The sequence below is a fragment of the Pedobacter frigoris genome, from assembly GCF_005116445.1.
GTDB classification, from domain to species: domain Bacteria; phylum Bacteroidota; class Bacteroidia; order Sphingobacteriales; family Sphingobacteriaceae; genus Pedobacter; species Pedobacter frigoris.
This window is the reverse complement of the sequence record NZ_SWBQ01000004.1, coordinates 394185-410421: the sequence shown is the minus strand read 5'-3', so window position 1 is coordinate 410421 and position 16237 is coordinate 394185. Positions and strand designations below refer to the sequence as shown.

Below are 16237 nucleotides of genomic sequence, written 5' to 3'. Positions count from 1 at the left end.
ATTTTTTATTTATGCGTACTAGCGTAAGTCTGGATGATGCTGAAACCTGCTTCATCAATTGCATAAGTTAACTTATCAATTTTAGAAGTAAGGATATTATACATGATGATCGCGAAGGTAGAAGTACCAATACCAGTAGCCGTGTTAATCAGGGCCTCAGAAATACCGTTTGCTAACGCAGCCTGATCCGGAGCACCAGATGTAGCCAAACCACCGAAGGCCTTGATCATACCTGTTACTGTACCTAATAGACCTGTCAATGTACCTACTGATACCAAAGTAGCAATTACTGTTAAGTTTTGCTCAAGCATAGGCATCTCTAAAGTTGTAGCTTCTTCGATGTCTTTCTGGATAGCTAAACATTTCTGATCTGTATCCATGTTAGCTTCAGTTTCCATTTCACGATATTTTTTCAATCCTGATTTGATTACGTTGGCAACAGAACCTTGTTGTTTATCGCATTCAGCCATAGCTGCTTCGATGTTGTTTGAATTTAAGAAAGCCTGGATTTTTTTCACAAATGAATCTAACCCTGCTTTTCCAGTTGCTTTACTGATAACGATGAAACGCTCAATAGAGAACACAATTACCATTAAAAACATCCCCAATAGAATAGGAACGATCACACCCCCTTTGTAAGCCATACCCATATAGTTTCCTGGTAATGGAGCTGTTTCATGTAAATCAGGATCTGCTCCACCGATGAAATTACCCCTATCACCTAAAATAAACTTGTAAACACAAATTCCGATAATAATACAAATTGGAATAGTAAGCGTAGCGAATAAGTTTGAAGCTGAAGAAGAGCTTTCTTTTTTAACTGTTGTTGGTTTTGGTGCGTTTGCCATTTTTTTTTAGTTTTTTAGTTTTTAGTACTTTGTTTTTTAAAATTATGTTAAATATTCCGTAATACACACAACGACGATTACAAACATTTGTTGCAGTAACAAATTTATAACTTTGATTTTAATTCCAACATTAAATAATCATTAGCTTGCTAATTCGTTTCGCTGAGTTTATTTCCCCTGTTCGTATTACCGTATAATTAAAAAAGATTGCCACGGTGTCGAGACAATCTTTCGCAATTAAAACTAAAAAAAAACTGAAATGCAAATTTTTCAGTAAAAAAATGCTTTTAAGCCGTGTTTTCAACCACTTTTGGAAGAGATGCAAGCATTTCCTCACTAGCGTACTCCTCAAACTGCTTAAAATTGGTAACGAAAGCCAACGAAAGCTCGTTGGCTTTATTGTCGTATTTTTGCTGGTCGCTCCAGGTATTTCTTGGATTTAAAATTTCTGATGGAACATTCGGACAACTTACCGGCATACTTAAACCAAAAATAGGATCAGCTATAAATTCCACGTTCTCCAGTTCACCTCTTAAAGCCGCTGTAATCATCGCCCTGGTATAAGACAACTTCATTCTCTGTCCTACGCCATAGGCGCCGCCACTCCACCCAGTGTTGACCAGCCAAACGTTAACATCATGCTCCTGCATCTTTTTACCCAGTAATTCAGCATACCTCGTTGGATGAAGAGGTAGAAATGCCTTGCCAAAGCATGCTGAAAAGGTAACCTGAGGCTCCGTTACGCCTGCTTCTGTTCCAGCCACCTTAGCTGTATATCCCGAAATAAAATGAAACATCGCCTGACCTGCATTCAATTTGGAAATTGGAGGTAAAACCCCAAACGCATCGGCTGTCAGAAAGAAAATATTCTTAGGATCTGAAGCTATTGAAGGGATAACGGCATTATCAATATAGTCAATTGGGTAAGCTACCCTTGTGTTCTCAGTTTTTTCAATATTGGAGAAATCCACAGTCTTTGTACCTGGAAAATAATTGATATTTTCTAGCAATGAGCCCGGCTTTATGGCGTTAAAGATCTGAGGTTCTTTTTCAGCGGTCAAATCTACGCATTTTGCATAGCAGCCACCTTCAAAATTAAACACGGTACCAGTTCCCCAACCATGTTCATCATCACCGATTAATCCCCGTTCCGGGTCGGCAGATAATGTGGTCTTACCAGTCCCTGAAAGTCCAAAAAAGATCGCTGTATCTCCATCCTTACCTACGTTGGCAGAACAGTGCATAGATAGTGTATTTCTTTGTTGTGGCAGAATGAAGTTCAATACTGAAAATATTCCTTTCTTAATTTCTCCCGTATAGCCTGACCCTCCGATAAGGATCATCTTTTTTGAAAAGTTCAAAATCGAGAAGTTGCCCTGTCTTGTGCCATCCACTTCCGGATCAGCAAAAAAGGAAGGACAGGCGATAATAGTCCATTCCGGCCTGCCAGTAATATCCGCTTCATCAGGTCTCAAAAAAAGATTATTCGCAAACAGATTCTGATAAGCGGTTTCAGTCACTACTCTGATTGTCGTCTTGTAAGACTCATCCGCGCAGGCGTAAGCATCCCTTACATAATACTTATTCTGATTAAGGTGATCTGTAAGCTTCAGAAATAAACCGTCAAACTTCTTCGGATCAATCTTGATATTGATATCTCCCCACCAAACGGTATCCTGAGTTATTTCATCACATACAATAAACCTGTCTTTTGGGGAACGACCGGTGAATTTCCCGGTATCAACTGCCAACGCTCCAGTATCCGCAAGGCTTCCCTCACCGTTTGACAGCGCTTCTTCGACTAATTGTGCTACATTTAGCTGATATAAGGCCTTCTCAGAATCCAGATTCAGGTACTTCAAATCAGGCATAGGCATCAATGCTTTGCTCATATAAATAATAAGTTAGTCAGGCAAAGTTATATAGATAAAAAGGTAAAAAACACCATTTTAAGGGAAAAAATTTACTTATTGTCCCTTATACACTAATATATAACACATTGATTAACAATAATTTAAAAGCAAATAACCGCCTTAATTTATCCTCCGGATTTCTTTACTTTAAAGCCCTCTTTTTGAAGCAACTGCAGCACTTTATCTCTGAAATCGCCCTGTATTAAAATCTCTCCATCTTTGGATGAACCACCTACGCCACATTTGGTTTTCAGGGTCTTTGCCAATTTCTCCAATTCTTCATCACTTCCTGAAAAACCGGTTATCAATGTCACAGCCTTCCCTCCCCTGTTCTTTTTATCCAGCATCACCCTGAGATCCTGCTGATTATTAGGGATAGATTCTTGCACTAAATTTTCTTCCTCGTATACAAAAGAGGGATCTGTAGAGTACATAATCCCACCCAAATCACTAAGACTGTTTTTTTTAGGTTTCATAATAAGGTAATATAATATTAATATGTATTAACTGGGTGTAATGATATTTAATGATAACGGTGCTACGGTAACTTCTATTTCCTCACCCATAAAAAAAGGTTCTCCATCAATATGAATTGCATCACCCTGACTTCGCACGATCCTGATGTGTTTCCCTTTAATGATTTCTACCATGTCAGAATGATCTGTTTTGGCATTCAGCATCTCATAGGCCAATACCGGGAGCTTGTACATCGGAAACTCTTTAATTACACAGACATCCAACAAACCGTCCTTAACAGATGCCCCCGGAGCTATATGGGCATTGTTACCATATTGAGAGGAATTGGCTATACTAATAACCACAGCCTTCCGCTCATATTTTTCCCCATCTATATAGAGATGATAGGTTTGCGGCTTATAATTCAACACCTCTCTAAAACCCAGTTTCAAATACCCTGTAAGACCCCTTGATTTATTTCCGGCAAACACAGAGCTGATATGTGCATCAAAGCCCATACCGGCCATATTAAAGAAACACTTATCGTTAAATCTGCCTGTATCTATTACATCAACGTTAAAGTTGTTGATCACCTGTATAGCTTCCGCGGATTTCAGAGGGATTTTTAGAAATCTGGCCAGACCATTCCCGGAACCAAAGGGTATAATTCCCAGAACTTTATCATGCTGCATTACTTTTGTAGCTACTTCGTTAATAGTACCATCTCCACCAACAGCCACAATTACATCAAAGTTCTTATTGGCAGCTTCTTCCGCTATTTCTGAAGCATGACCAACATATTCTGTAAAGCTGAAATTCGGGTTAAATTTCGAACGGTCAAGTTTTGCATCAATCAATGCAGGGATCTTTAATTTATCCTTACCACCTGAAATGGGATTGATAATAAATAAAATGTTAGATTTTGACAAAAGCTTGAGATTAATGACGGTACAAAATAATTGATATTTTTTGACTATTTAAATATATAGTGTAATTTTGCGGCATCAAAGTGGACTGATTTGCGATGTTATCTAAAAAATAGCGGGATTGCAACCACGTAAAAAAAAGTGCTAACCTATCATACACTTCATTTTACCGCCTGTAAAGCAGGATCTGATTCCATTTAGGTAATTGTTTAATTAAAATCTTAATTATTTAGAATGTCGTATTTATTTACATCCGAATCAGTTTCTGAAGGTCATCCAGATAAAATTGCCGATCAAATCTCTGACGCGCTTATTGATAACTTCCTGGCTTTCGACCCTGAGTCGAAAGTAGCCTGTGAAACACTGGTTACAACAGGACAGGTTATTCTGGCAGGTGAGGTAAAATCTCAAACTTATCTTGACGTTCAACAAATTGCACGCGATGTGATCAGAAAGATTGGCTATACAAAAAGTGAATATATGTTTGAAGCCAATTCATGTGGTATTCTTTCTGCTATTCACGAACAATCTCAGGACATCAATCAAGGTGTAGACCGCAGCAGCAAAGAGGAACAAGGCGCCGGTGATCAGGGAATGATGTTCGGTTACGCAACCAACGAAACAGAAGATTACATGCCTTTGGCGCTTAATCTTTCTCATAAATTACTACAGGAACTTGCGGAATTAAGACGTGAGAGCAAAGAAATTACGTATCTACGTCCTGATGCGAAATCTCAGGTAACACTTGAATATGATGACAATAACAAACCTGTACGTATTGATGCCATCGTAATTTCTACGCAACACGATGATTTTGATGAGGAAGCAACAATGTTAGCTAAGATCAAAAAAGATCTTGTAGACATCCTTATTCCAAGAATCATTGCGAAAAACCCTAAATACGCTCATCTTTTCAATGATAAGATTCAGTACCACATCAACCCAACAGGTAAATTTGTTATCGGCGGACCTCATGGCGATACAGGATTAACTGGCCGTAAGATCATTGTTGATACCTATGGTGGTAAAGGCGCACACGGTGGTGGTGCATTCTCAGGAAAAGATCCAAGTAAAGTAGACAGAAGTGCGGCGTATGCAACACGTCACATTGCTAAAAATCTTGTAGCAGCCGGAGTAGCAGAAGAAATTCTGGTACAAGTGAGTTATGCTATCGGAGTTGCAAAACCAATGGGTATTTATATTAATACTTACGGAACTAGTAAAGTGAACAAAACAGATGGTGAAATTGCTAAAATCGTAGAAGGCATATTCGACATGCGCCCTTACTTTATTGAACAACGCTTGAAACTAAGAAACCCGATCTATAGTGAAACAGCTGCTTATGGTCACATGGGACGTAAAGCAGAGACAGTTACCAAAACTTTCAAAAGCCCTAACGGTGAAGAGAAAACAGTAACAGTTGAGCTATTTACCTGGGAAAAATTAGATTTCGTAGATCAGGTAAAAAATGCTTTTGCTTTGTAAGCTGTAAACAATATTATATAGCAAGCCTCCTGGAAAATCAAGGAGGCTTTTTTATGCGCAATAATTGACAATATCTTCGGAATTGATTTATATTTTAAACAATGCTTATACAATGTTTATACAATTATTTATTGAATAAACACTGTTTCTATATAAAATTACTATTGCTTAATTTATGTTTAATATCTAAAGAGAGGCCTTAATTACTTCAGGTTAAATAGCTCCTAATCTTTTCAAATAAGCATCCTCTTCACCCAGCAATTTGTCGTCATCAATAACATAAGACAGGATATTGGCAATTCTCATCTCGTCCAATGCATCTACAAAGTTTTTATAAACCGACCTGTCAGTTGGCTTTATAATTACAATCATATACTTCTTAGGATCATTGCTATGCATAGCCGCTATCTCCTTTTGATTCCTTTTCAATACCGTGCTGATCATCCTAAAATCAGTTTTTGCGGGGTTCGCTTTTTCCACCTCTCCTCTATACCAAACAATCTGATTGTTCTTACCAAGTAGTAGTGTGACCGTACGTGACGCGGGATAATCCCCTTTTTCCATATCTACCGGTTTAGCAACATCCACAGCCTGAAATTTAGACAATGAAGTAGTGAGCATAAAAAATGTGATCAGCAGAAAAGCCAGATCGACCATTGCAGTCAAGTCTACAGAAGGAACTGGTTTTCGGGTTCTGTTTCTTCCTTTTGTGGCCTGGCCATTTTGAGGAACGTTTAAGGTTGCCATAGTTTTTAAGTTTTAATGATGATGACAATAAATGTCAAAATGCATAAACCACCTGTTCAATATTCCCGGACAGAAAAACAAAACCATTTCAAAACCCTATTGTTTATTAATAAAAATACAACTGTTATGGAACATCCGGTAGAAATGAATACACTGAGCCAGATATTAGAAAAACTGAGGCTCAAAGGCTTAGACAACGAAATCAAAATGACCGACCATGGCAAAATGCAGGGTGTCGGTGTCAATAAAATTTATAACCCTGAGGACCTCAGCATCATTAAAACCTATCGTTTTGAGGGCGACTCAGATCCGGGAGATAATTCGGTACTTTATATATTGGAAGATAAAGAGGGCCAGATTGGCTATATCCTGGACGCGTATGGCATGTACAGTTCGCAGGAAAATGCCGGTTTTGATGATTTCTTAAAGAAAATACCGACCGCAGACCGCGATCTGCAGGAACTTTTTAGCTAATCACAATCCTGAATAAAGAGAAAGGGCCGCGATTCACATCGGGGCCCTTTTTAATTTAAATACAATCAGTAGAACACACTTAATAATCTACATGATAATCTTTGGCAAAGGTCTTCCCTCCCCATGCTTTCTTAGCAGTCCAATCTTCATCTGGTGCTGTCCAGAATGTATTTGAAGCTGGCAATCCAAGTGGTAAAAAGGAAAGCGTCGCCATATATAAACTTCCGGTGGAAGTATAATAATCTGCTATTTCAGGCTGATGTCCACAGAAACCCAACTGCAGCCAATCGTTTTTATCAAAAGTCCCCGGCACATCATACATATTCTGATAAACTTTAGTCAGCGCACATCGAACCTGCGCCGGCTTTATCGTTTCAGGCAGTTTTTCCATAAGTGCAATCTGACTCAATGCCTGAAGTGCACCGGTTCTGTAAGTTATAGACCTTCCGATTGGCGGGAATGTACCTTCCGGAGAAATCATGCGCTCCTGTCCTACTGCATAACGCTGCATACGTTTCAAAGCCAGATCATAGGCCTTCTTTTCAGCCATATTCTTGTCTACCAGTACAGCGAGTGTATCTACCATCATCGGATGAATCACAAATGAATTGTAATAATCAAATGCCAGGTTAGGGCCATCACCGTAATTTCCGTCTCCTTTGTACCAGCTATTTAGTTTTTTAACTCCTTCTTCCAATCTGGCAGTATCGTATTGCTCACCGATTGATAACAAGAAGGCTTCTGTAATAGAACCAAACAACAACCAGTTGCTCTGAAATGGCTTTCTGTTTCTTAACGATTTAAAAGAATCTATTATTCTTTTCTTAGTATCTGCATCCAATGGTTCCCACAAAGCTTTTGGCGCCCTTAGAAAGGTCTGTGCCAGGTAAGCAGCATCTACGATCGGCTGATAGTCCTTTCCAAAAGTCAGCAAATCAGGACTTCCTGGTTCAAAGCATTTTTTCAACCCCAGTAGGGCATTTTCTTTCAGCTTTTTCCTTAGTATGCCTTCTTTTGTCGTATCATCAGGCAAAGCAAGCCAGGGAGCGATACCTGCATAAGTACGGCCAACGGCCTCCAAATAAGTTACCGTAGGTGATCTGCTGTCAAATGTAGGTGATTTCTCAAGCGGCATATTCTTCTTCAACGTACCATTAGCTAGATTTGAGACTACTGGATTAGCCATTTTATACAAAAGCTGATACCAATATTCCCGCTGGTTTTTTGCGGCGGCAGGTAATACCTCTTTAGGCTTAGCCTGATTTGCCAAGAGCTCCTTAGGACTAAGTGCTGTAGCTACTCCTGCCAATGATAAGGCTCCTAAAAATTTCCTTCTTTCCATATCTTATAAATACCAGTTTTTGTAACGAAGCATTGCTTCTAAATAATAATAATCGGCATATGTAAGGGGTACATCTACTTCGGATTTAAGTGGCAATGCACCAGTACTGTGCATCAATAAGAATCCGCCGTTTTCTCCTAATTTAGCCCTATATGCGTCGGTAGAAAGTGAAGTAAGCATCTTTTCGGCCGCAGTCACATATGTATTTCGTTCCGCTTTTTTAGTATACTGTCCCAGTTCCAGCAGGGCAGAAGCCATGAGAGAAGCAGCAGAAGCATCTCTGTCGGCATTTGGAATTCCCGGTGCGTCAAAGTCCCAGTAAGGCACCATGTCAGCCGGCATATTTGGATTGTTCAATATGAACTTTGCAATGTTTTTTGCCTGATTCAAATAACGTTTGTCTTTTGTAAAACGGTACATCATGGTGTAGCCATATAGTGCCCAGCCCTGTCCTCTGCTCCATGCAGAAGAATCTGCAGCTCCCTGCCAGGTTGCTTTTTTAACCACTTCACCAGTCTTCATGTCATAATCTACCACATGATATGAACTATAATCTGGTCTGAAATGATTAAGAATAGTCTTATCTGCATGACTTTTTGAAATCGCTGCATATTTCTTATCTCCACCGTTAGCGCTTACCCAGTTCAATAGCTCCAGGTTCATCATATTATCGATGATTACAGGGCCCTTCCATCTGCTGCTGGAATTCCATGACTGGATCAGTTTTGCTGCAGGGCGATAACGTGTACTCAATGAAGCAGCAGAAGTATCAATAGTTGTTTTGTATGCTGGATTTTTAGTGATGCGGTAAGCATTACCAAAACTGCAAAACATCATAAAACCCAAGTCATGATTGCCTGTATAGTGTTTTTCCTTTTCCAGAATTCCTAACCTGGCTTCCGCTTCTTTTAAAGTAGCCGCGTCTTTTGTATACTCATAAATGTATAAAAGTGAGCCTGGATAAAAACCGCTGCACCACCATTTGGTATCACTGGTTTCTGATTTATTATTTTTTGCATAATAGGTCTTAGGCATCACATTAGCAGGCGTGTTTTTGGCCAAAACTTTATATTGCTCTACAGCAAATTTGAATTGTTCATCAATCATCTGCTTCATTTGCTGCTTTTTATTAGCTGCGTCTTTCTTGCCTCCTCCACTCTGTGCTAATAATCCTCCCGAGATTAATAACATACAGGAAACAAACATTACTTTTTTCATGGTTCTTGGGTATGTGTGTTTATACTTGTAAAACTCTAATCTATGAAAACGTTTTCATACTAGTGAAATAAAAAACAAACGCAAACGGTTGCGTATTTTGTTTGATACTTCTAAATGGCATATATCTGGCTCTTAATCTTTAGTCTTTATCCAGCCTTTTTGTTGTGCAAGGTTAAAATAGAATTTGAAAATTACCGAGTCTGGCTCGGAATTGTATATATATGGAGGATTGATTCCCGTCAACTTTTTCATAGCTCCCATTTTTATTTGATAAATACTCATTCCATAATATCTGAAGTCATGAGATATTCTAGGATCCATTCCGTCATCTAACATATACGAGACAAGCGTTGTATCTCTTAACTCAGATATATAGATACTGGCTTTTATAATTTTTCTTTTATCTTCACTCGACAACATGACCTTGATTTCTTCGTTACTTATATGGTAGCAACTCGCTGAGAGTAAGACAATAAACACTGTGAAATTTCTAATTCTCATCTTGAAATTCTAAAATTCTTAATATTACTAATGATTCAAGTAAATACTTAAAAGCAATGGCGCTTCTATTTATACAGTCCGGAATTAATTAGTAGAATACATATGAGAAAAGAGCGTTATATGATATGTTAATTTATGATGTTAATATGCTAAATAAATACTTGCATTTCCAAATTTATTTTCATCTTGATCACTTAATTCGACCTAAATTAAACTTAAGTCAGACTCCATTCGTAATGAGTCCACGGTGAGTGCACCATGAGTGCAGGGTGAGTCCACCTTTTTCCAGTAAAAACGTGGACTCACTGTGCTTTCATTATTATATTAAGATACACTCAATACAACCGGAGTCACAACTAGGTATCATTTCACTATGACTTCTTCAATTCTATGTTTTTGCATCTCCGTAATTGCTTCCGTTATCTCTTGATGCACCATTAAGATCCATTATGATCACAAATGGCATATCCGAAGATGGGGCAAAAGGAACAGTAATGTCGTAATACATATTTTGATCCTTATCCATTCCCATATTGGTGGTCACCAATTTCAAAGTTTGCTGATCAGCCAATGAATGAGCCTTCGCTGGTCTTTGCTTGTATGACCTTGGTATAGCTACTCTAACAATCCCATTCATTGGTCTGTTAAACACAGTAAGGTATAGTTTATTTCCTTTTTTGGTATAATAACCATAATCAGGTTTTGGCAGGCCTGAATATTCAGTACCGTATACAGCTTCCGCGTTTACCTTCATCCATTCGCCCAGCTTTTTAGCAATATTAGCCTCCTCCGGACGTATGGCCCCTTTGCCATCAGGACCAAAGTTGATCACAAAATTACCGTTCATAGAAACTGCCTGCATCAGCATACCAACAAGGTCATAAGGAGTTTTGATGTAAGAAGTTGCCCAGTTTGCATTGTATCCCCATTGGTTTGGCGGAATGGTCATCACGCAATCCCAGTCATTTCCTTTTACCACTTCTATAGACGATGGCAATTTACGTTCCCAGCCCTGTTCGTAATCACCCATTAAATCACCATTGGCATCAAAATGACGGTTTCCTTTTTCATCCGCTCTAAAACGGCTACCAATAATTAGCCCCGGACGCAATGCCCTGAGTTCTTTTTCCAGATCGTCTGTCCACTTGGTTTGTTTAATCCATGCGGCATCCCATGAACCATCAAACCAAAGACCTTTTGCTGTTGGATAATTTTTAAGGAGCTCAATCAGTTGATTGCGGGTAAATTTCTTAAAGTCCTCATAAGCAGCAATATCCTTTTCGGTCTTCGGTGTGCCGCTTCTGTAACCCGGGTGATTCCAGTCGATGATAGAAAAATACAGGTATACATCTATCCCCTGAGCATCGTATGCATCTACTACTTCTTTTACGATATCTTTTTTATACGGAGTATTTTTTATAGTATAGTTGGTGTATTTACTTGGCCAAAGACAAAATCCATCATGGTGCTTAGTTGTAAAAATCACATATTTAGCACCCATATCCTTCGCTTGCTGTGCCCATTGCTTAGCATCAAAATTAGTAGGGTTAAATTGTTTGTACAGATTATCATAGGTATTGCGCCAGTTTGCCGGAGAATCTTTTTCCGACCATGAACGGATCCATTCCGCTGCACCGTTGTATGTTTTACCTTCCCATTGTCCACCTGGAATTGCATAGATTCCCCAATGAATGAATTGGCCAAGACCATAATCACGCCACCTTTGCATGGCCGCATCAGTACGGTTACCAATGCGATGTGCACCGTATTGCAGGGCTATTTTGTCCGCTTTTTTCTCATTGGGCTGTTGCGCGGAAGCTGTGATTGCACTTAAGATGAATAACCAGGATAATAATTGTTTTTTGTTCATTTTGTGTGTTTGTTGTTGCAAGTTAACGTATCGATCAGTCGGCAAAGTTGTGTTTTGCAGCAGATCCGGCATACATACCGGACGGTAAACTAATCTCCGCATTTTGCTTGCCATATTTAAGGTTTATTAATTGTGCTTTTCTGGTCGGATCTGAAATCCAGGCAACCGGCTTTCCTCCTGTTCTGCTAACCATGACCATACATGGTTTATCTACTGCTATCTCGTATTGATCAGACTTCAGATGACCGGCTTTGTAAAACACCACCATAATTAGGTTTTCAGACTGAATTGCCTGTACATCAGTAGTGTTTTTTACTACCTTAACGGTGGATTGACTGGTAAATGTATTGAATTGCTTAGCGCTTACACCTGTTTGCGCCAGATAAGCATAAGTGTCATTTTGCTTATGGCTCATAAAAATACTCAATACAGACGCTTTAACCAGTTCTCCTTTTGAGGCAGCATCTATATCTCCCCAATCGCCTTTTCTCGACTGTATACGTGTTTTTACGATATTTTTCAGATCTAATAGTTTATAACCTACCCCACCAGACCACCAGGCTTTATTGTTTTTACTTTGCAGCAGTTTTCCTTTATTGAGTTTTTGATCGATCGTAGTCACTACATGCTGAATGGTATCAGCCTGTATTCCTGCCCCCAGAGCGATCATCATATTTTTGATAAAAAAGTAACTTTTATGCGCGTGTACGCCCAACCGGTTATAGTCCATTGCGGAAAATCCCGCATTGCCGTCAGATAGCTGACCTACAAAATCTGATTTATTATTGGTTTCAAATATTTGATTTGAGGCAGGATTCATGGTAGTATCCAGTGTACTTCCCGGCAGCATTGTCCAGTTCCACAGGGGTGCTATGTTCAAGTATTCTTTTCCTGTATAGCGAATCATCGTGATGCCGTCATTTAAGAATGCACCCTTGAGGTTTTCACTATTTATAGATTCAACTTTGGTGGAAAAAGGACCATGAGTTTTCACACTCAGCTGGTATTTTCCTTCGCTTAGATTAATCATATAGTCGCTTCTCCAAAAGCTTTTATTACCAATCAAAGGGTTACGGGACAACTGGCTGGCACTAGCAAAGCCATCCACAGCGAAGCGCCACAGAGAATCAGTTCCAAGCTTACGTAATAGGTTATAATTATCATTTAGGTTACTGGCTCTTTTTTGTTCTGCCTGATCTCTTAGTTGTCTGCCAATAGCAGTGATGTCCATGGCGCCATTATATACTGACCATCTTAAACCGTTGGAGATGTAGTCAAACAGTATTTTTTGTTTAGCAGGTTCAAAGGCGTATTTGGTTTTAGCGGTTACACTGAGCCAGAAAAGAAGACTGTTTGTATAATGAATACCGTAGTTTCCAAACTGGAGCATCGTACCGTGTTGCTGGAATGAATAATCAGGCTGGATTCCCTCTCGGGTGGAGCTAACAATTACAGTTTGCATATTTTGGATGGCCTCGTTAAAAGCTTCTGGGTTTTGCTGGACTAGAGCAATCCGGGCTTCGATATCGTGTTTCCAGATTTTATTTTGTCCTATCGCATACTTCTGCATAGCCACTCTGGATATCATCTTTTTATTGAAGAACTCCTTCTCTTCTGCATTAGCAGCGTCTCCAAGAACGAGCATGATATTGGAGTATATATATGGTACGTTAATTTGGTTGTGCCACCAGTTATTGCACAAAAAATCTTTTGTAATCCAATAGTTCAGGCTTTTGTGGATGGCTTGCAGGTAGTTGTTATCGTTATTTTTTTTCCAGGCCTTGCACAATGACATTACCCTGTAGAGGTGCCAGGAGGTCTCCCACTTACTGCGCTGTTTGGATGCGTAGTCTATCTCTTCCCAGCAACCTTCTTCCTCAATAGAATTGAGTATGGTTTTAGGATTGAGACGGGTGTCCATTTCGTAAGTCAACTGGAGGCTCTGTTCATTGGCATATGCTGTATCACTAAAAACAAGTTGCTTACAACGGGCAGTTACCATTTCAAAGTCAGTATTGACCTGGGCTATTGCTTTAGTTGTCAGCAGCAATAGAATATAAAATGCAGGATATCTTTTACTCATTCTTTATACGGATGAAATCCCGGGTGCTTAAAGCACCCGGGATTTTTATTTATTTTAAGAATGCGCATAGATGACTATTCCATATGCATTCATATCAATTGAGATATTTAATTAATTGTATTAGATTTCATTATTCTAATGCTATTATTTCCCTGATCGGCTATCAGGAAGCTACCTGTAAAGGTATTGTACTTGATGCCCCAAGGATTTGTAAACCTAGCAGTTGTAGCTGATCCGTCAACATTTCCTGGTGTCCCTGTAACACCATTTGTCACGGTGGTAGTAAATGTTGGTGATCCTGCAACATAGCTAAAAGTTGAAGTTCCATTTCCTGATCCACTTGCCGCAACCTCAGTTGCAAGTTGAGAAATCATATGGGCCTGGTCATTTGATACAAATATCTTACCTGCCTGACTGATAAATAAACCAGAAGGGTTATTATAATTATCGTCAATTTGCCCTTTTAATCCCGTTCTCGTTCCGGTTGGTGTAAATCTCATCAACTGGCTTCCTGTTGAACCAAATGTATTACCAAATGCTCCTACATATACTAATGTTTTTGCAGGATTCAATGCGAGTGCCACAGGAGCGTATACAACTGTTGAAGATACTGTTGTAACGGCATTACTGCTGTTCAATGCTATTTTGCGAATCCTGTTATTGCTGTAATCTGCTACGTATAATGTTCCTGATGTTTCGTCGAGGGCAAGACCCGCCGGCCTGTTAAATGTGGCAGCTGTACCGTTTGCATCAAGTGTTCCGGTAGACCCTGTACCTGCAATGGTTGTAACCGCTGCAACCATCGTTGAAAGGTTAATACTAACCCTTCTAATTTTATGTCCGCTATTATCGGAAACGTAGAGAATTGTTCCGGCATCATTTAATGCCAATCCCCAAGGTTTATTAAAGGTTGCGCCTGTTCCCGTTCCATCTGTTGTACCTGCTGTTCCACTTCCTGCAAGAACCGTAGTATTTCCACTTTTACTCACGCGAACAATTCTATTGTTATTTTGATCACAGATATAAGTGTTACCGCGTCTATCGGTTACAACATCTGTAGGAGCAGCAAGGGTTATTGCATTATTTAGCTTTAGTGTACTTACCTGTAGGCTGGTTGTTATTGGCTCTGGATATTTTGCAGTAGCAAGCGTCAAAGGAAGATCTATTTTCTTAGCACCTGAACCAACATTTTGAGCCGTAACTGATTTATCAGCGAAATAAGCATCATTAATTACTTCAAACTTCATTTCACCAGAAAAAGGTACACTAACATTTAATTTCCCATCCTCACCTGTAATTGCTGTAGTTTCTTCAGTGAAAACTGTCTGTCCTGTACGCTTATAGCTGACTTTAACACTTATTCCCGGCAAAATTTGTGAGTTGCTTTGATCGAAAACACTGATTTCAACCGGAGCTTTTGGTGTAAGAGCCTTAGACAGAAGTGTTACCTTTCTGTTTTTCTCATAAGCCATTCTTGTAATTACCTCCGCCGGAGTACTATAAAGATCATCTGCTGTCATAATACGAACTTCTCCCTCAAACGGGGCATTGAATGTTACTTTTCCATTTGAACCTGTGTTTGCTAGCAAACCTATGTCTTTAAAATCAGCTTCTCCGGTAAGTTTCTGTAATACTGCTATGCTGATATCAGCTAATGGAGCATTATTGTCTTTATCCAAAACAGTTACTTCCAAGGGAACAGTTAAAGGCTTTAATTCTGCTTTTAGCGCAACTGTCGCACCCCTGACATTTTTAAGCTGAGCTGTTACGGTATCAGGGAAATACTTCATAGTATCGCCCACGGCAACGCGAACGTCATTTGGATATGGTAATGAAACCATCAGCTTCCCATTTGCATCACTATTTTCGGGACCTGTTGAAAAAAAATTAGTCTGATCAGGAGATTTGGTAGATATTGCTAAAGAAAAGTTAGGCAGTGGCACATTAGCCTGATCCGTTACAGTGATGTCTAATGGAGACATACCATATTTAGGCGTTGTATGCAAAGTCACTTCACCTCCATTTTCATTCAGGAATTCTAATTCCTGAACCGCTGTGTGATAGTAAGTCGTATCTACTTCAACTTTAAGGTAATTTGGATACGGCAATTCAAGGCTCAATTGACCTTGCGCATTTGTTCTAATGGTATCTACACGAACAAAATCCCCTTTTGACGATATCTTGCGGCTGATGATCACCTTTACTCCTGCAACAGGAAGTTGATCATCGTCATTAATTACTGAAACACTGAGCGGTGCTTTTACAACAGGTACTACATCTAATGAATCATTGGCCAATTTCTTACAGGCCATGAACACGATCAATAAGAGTACTACCTGAATAGAATAGTAGAAATATCTTTTCATACTGGTTT

12 protein-coding genes are annotated in these 16237 nt (G+C 39.3%); 2 read left to right on the top strand and 10 right to left on the bottom strand.

Annotated features, from left to right (window positions below; all coding sequences use genetic code 11):
* Window positions 1-5 precede the first annotated feature (5 nt).
* The 4 genes from FA047_RS15495 to FA047_RS15480 form a co-directional block, all read right to left on the bottom strand.
* Window positions 6-848, bottom strand: a complete 843-nt coding sequence (locus tag FA047_RS15495; RefSeq protein WP_136836982.1) for a MotA/TolQ/ExbB proton channel family protein — start codon at window positions 846-848, stop codon at window positions 6-8.
* Window positions 849-1135: 287 nt separating this feature from the next.
* On the bottom strand, window positions 1136-2740 hold the full coding sequence (gene pckA, locus FA047_RS15490; protein ID WP_136836981.1) for a phosphoenolpyruvate carboxykinase (ATP): 1605 nt from the start codon (window positions 2738-2740) through the stop codon (window positions 1136-1138).
* 146 nt (window positions 2741-2886) lie between these two features.
* A complete protein-coding gene (locus tag FA047_RS15485) occupies window positions 2887-3237 on the bottom strand; it encodes a translation initiation factor (protein WP_136836980.1) in 351 nt (116 codons plus the stop codon).
* A gap of 27 nt (window positions 3238-3264) precedes the next feature.
* Window positions 3265-4146, bottom strand: coding sequence for a diacylglycerol/lipid kinase family protein (locus FA047_RS15480; protein ID WP_136836979.1), 882 nt, complete (start codon window positions 4144-4146; stop codon window positions 3265-3267).
* 231 nt (window positions 4147-4377) lie between these two features.
* Here FA047_RS15480 and metK point away from each other — a divergent pair, with 231 nt between their 5' ends.
* Window positions 4378-5628: a methionine adenosyltransferase gene (gene metK / locus FA047_RS15475; RefSeq protein WP_136836978.1), complete on the top strand. Its 1251-nt coding sequence runs from the start codon at window positions 4378-4380 to the stop codon at window positions 5626-5628.
* Between the two features lie 213 nt (window positions 5629-5841).
* Here metK and FA047_RS15470 read toward each other — a convergent pair whose 3' ends face one another.
* The gene (locus FA047_RS15470) at window positions 5842-6375 is read right to left on the bottom strand and encodes an ExbD/TolR family protein (RefSeq protein ID WP_136836977.1); all 534 of its coding nucleotides are present in this window, start codon (window positions 6373-6375) and stop codon (window positions 5842-5844) included.
* Between the two features lie 126 nt (window positions 6376-6501).
* Between FA047_RS15470 and FA047_RS15465 the strand changes: the two genes are divergently transcribed.
* Window positions 6502-6849: a hypothetical protein gene (locus FA047_RS15465; RefSeq protein WP_136836976.1), complete on the top strand. Its 348-nt coding sequence runs from the start codon at window positions 6502-6504 to the stop codon at window positions 6847-6849.
* 79 nt (window positions 6850-6928) lie between these two features.
* On the opposite strand, the gene FA047_RS15460 is transcribed toward FA047_RS15465, so the two are convergent.
* From FA047_RS15460 to FA047_RS15440, 5 genes are all read right to left on the bottom strand, one after another.
* Window positions 6929-8191, bottom strand: a complete 1263-nt coding sequence (locus tag FA047_RS15460; protein WP_136836975.1) for a DUF2264 domain-containing protein — start codon at window positions 8189-8191, stop codon at window positions 6929-6931.
* Between the two features lie 3 nt (window positions 8192-8194).
* Window positions 8195-9409 carry a glycoside hydrolase family 88 protein gene (locus tag FA047_RS15455; protein WP_136836974.1) on the bottom strand — a complete coding sequence of 405 codons (1215 nt, stop codon included), beginning with the start codon at window positions 9407-9409 and terminating at the stop codon, window positions 8195-8197.
* 889 nt (window positions 9410-10298) lie between these two features.
* The gene (locus FA047_RS15450) at window positions 10299-11780 is read right to left on the bottom strand and encodes an alpha-L-fucosidase (RefSeq protein ID WP_136836973.1); all 1482 of its coding nucleotides are present in this window, start codon (window positions 11778-11780) and stop codon (window positions 10299-10301) included.
* Between the two features lie 34 nt (window positions 11781-11814).
* Entirely contained in the window at window positions 11815-13863 is a 2049-nt protein-coding gene (locus tag FA047_RS15445) for a polysaccharide lyase family 8 super-sandwich domain-containing protein (RefSeq protein WP_136836972.1), read from the bottom strand.
* Window positions 13864-13970: 107 nt separating this feature from the next.
* Window positions 13971-16229: an SMP-30/gluconolactonase/LRE family protein gene (locus FA047_RS15440; protein WP_136836971.1), complete on the bottom strand. Its 2259-nt coding sequence runs from the start codon at window positions 16227-16229 to the stop codon at window positions 13971-13973.
* Window positions 16230-16237 lie beyond the last annotated feature (8 nt).

Bases quoted from the DNA above. Each gene is read 5' to 3' on its own strand.
- metK (WP_136836978.1), top strand. From the start codon at position 4,378: ATGTCGTATTTATTTACATCCGAATCAGTTTCTGAAGGTCATCCAGAT.
- FA047_RS15465 (WP_136836976.1), top strand. From the start codon at position 6,502: ATGGAACATCCGGTAGAAATGAATACACTGAGCCAGATATTAGAAAAA.
- FA047_RS15495 (WP_136836982.1), bottom strand. From the start codon at position 848: ATGGCAAACGCACCAAAACCAACAACAGTTAAAAAAGAAAGCTCTTCT.
- FA047_RS15440 (WP_136836971.1), bottom strand. From the start codon at position 16,229: ATGAAAAGATATTTCTACTATTCTATTCAGGTAGTACTCTTATTGATC.
- FA047_RS15485 (WP_136836980.1), bottom strand. From the start codon at position 3,237: ATGAAACCTAAAAAAAACAGTCTTAGTGATTTGGGTGGGATTATGTAC.
- pckA (WP_136836981.1), bottom strand. From the start codon at position 2,740: ATGAGCAAAGCATTGATGCCTATGCCTGATTTGAAGTACCTGAATCTG.
- FA047_RS15455 (WP_136836974.1), bottom strand. From the start codon at position 9,409: ATGAAAAAAGTAATGTTTGTTTCCTGTATGTTATTAATCTCGGGAGGA.
- FA047_RS15460 (WP_136836975.1), bottom strand. From the start codon at position 8,191: ATGGAAAGAAGGAAATTTTTAGGAGCCTTATCATTGGCAGGAGTAGCT.
- FA047_RS15445 (WP_136836972.1), bottom strand. From the start codon at position 13,863: ATGAGTAAAAGATATCCTGCATTTTATATTCTATTGCTGCTGACAACT.
- FA047_RS15450 (WP_136836973.1), bottom strand. From the start codon at position 11,780: ATGAACAAAAAACAATTATTATCCTGGTTATTCATCTTAAGTGCAATC.
- FA047_RS15470 (WP_136836977.1), bottom strand. From the start codon at position 6,375: ATGGCAACCTTAAACGTTCCTCAAAATGGCCAGGCCACAAAAGGAAGA.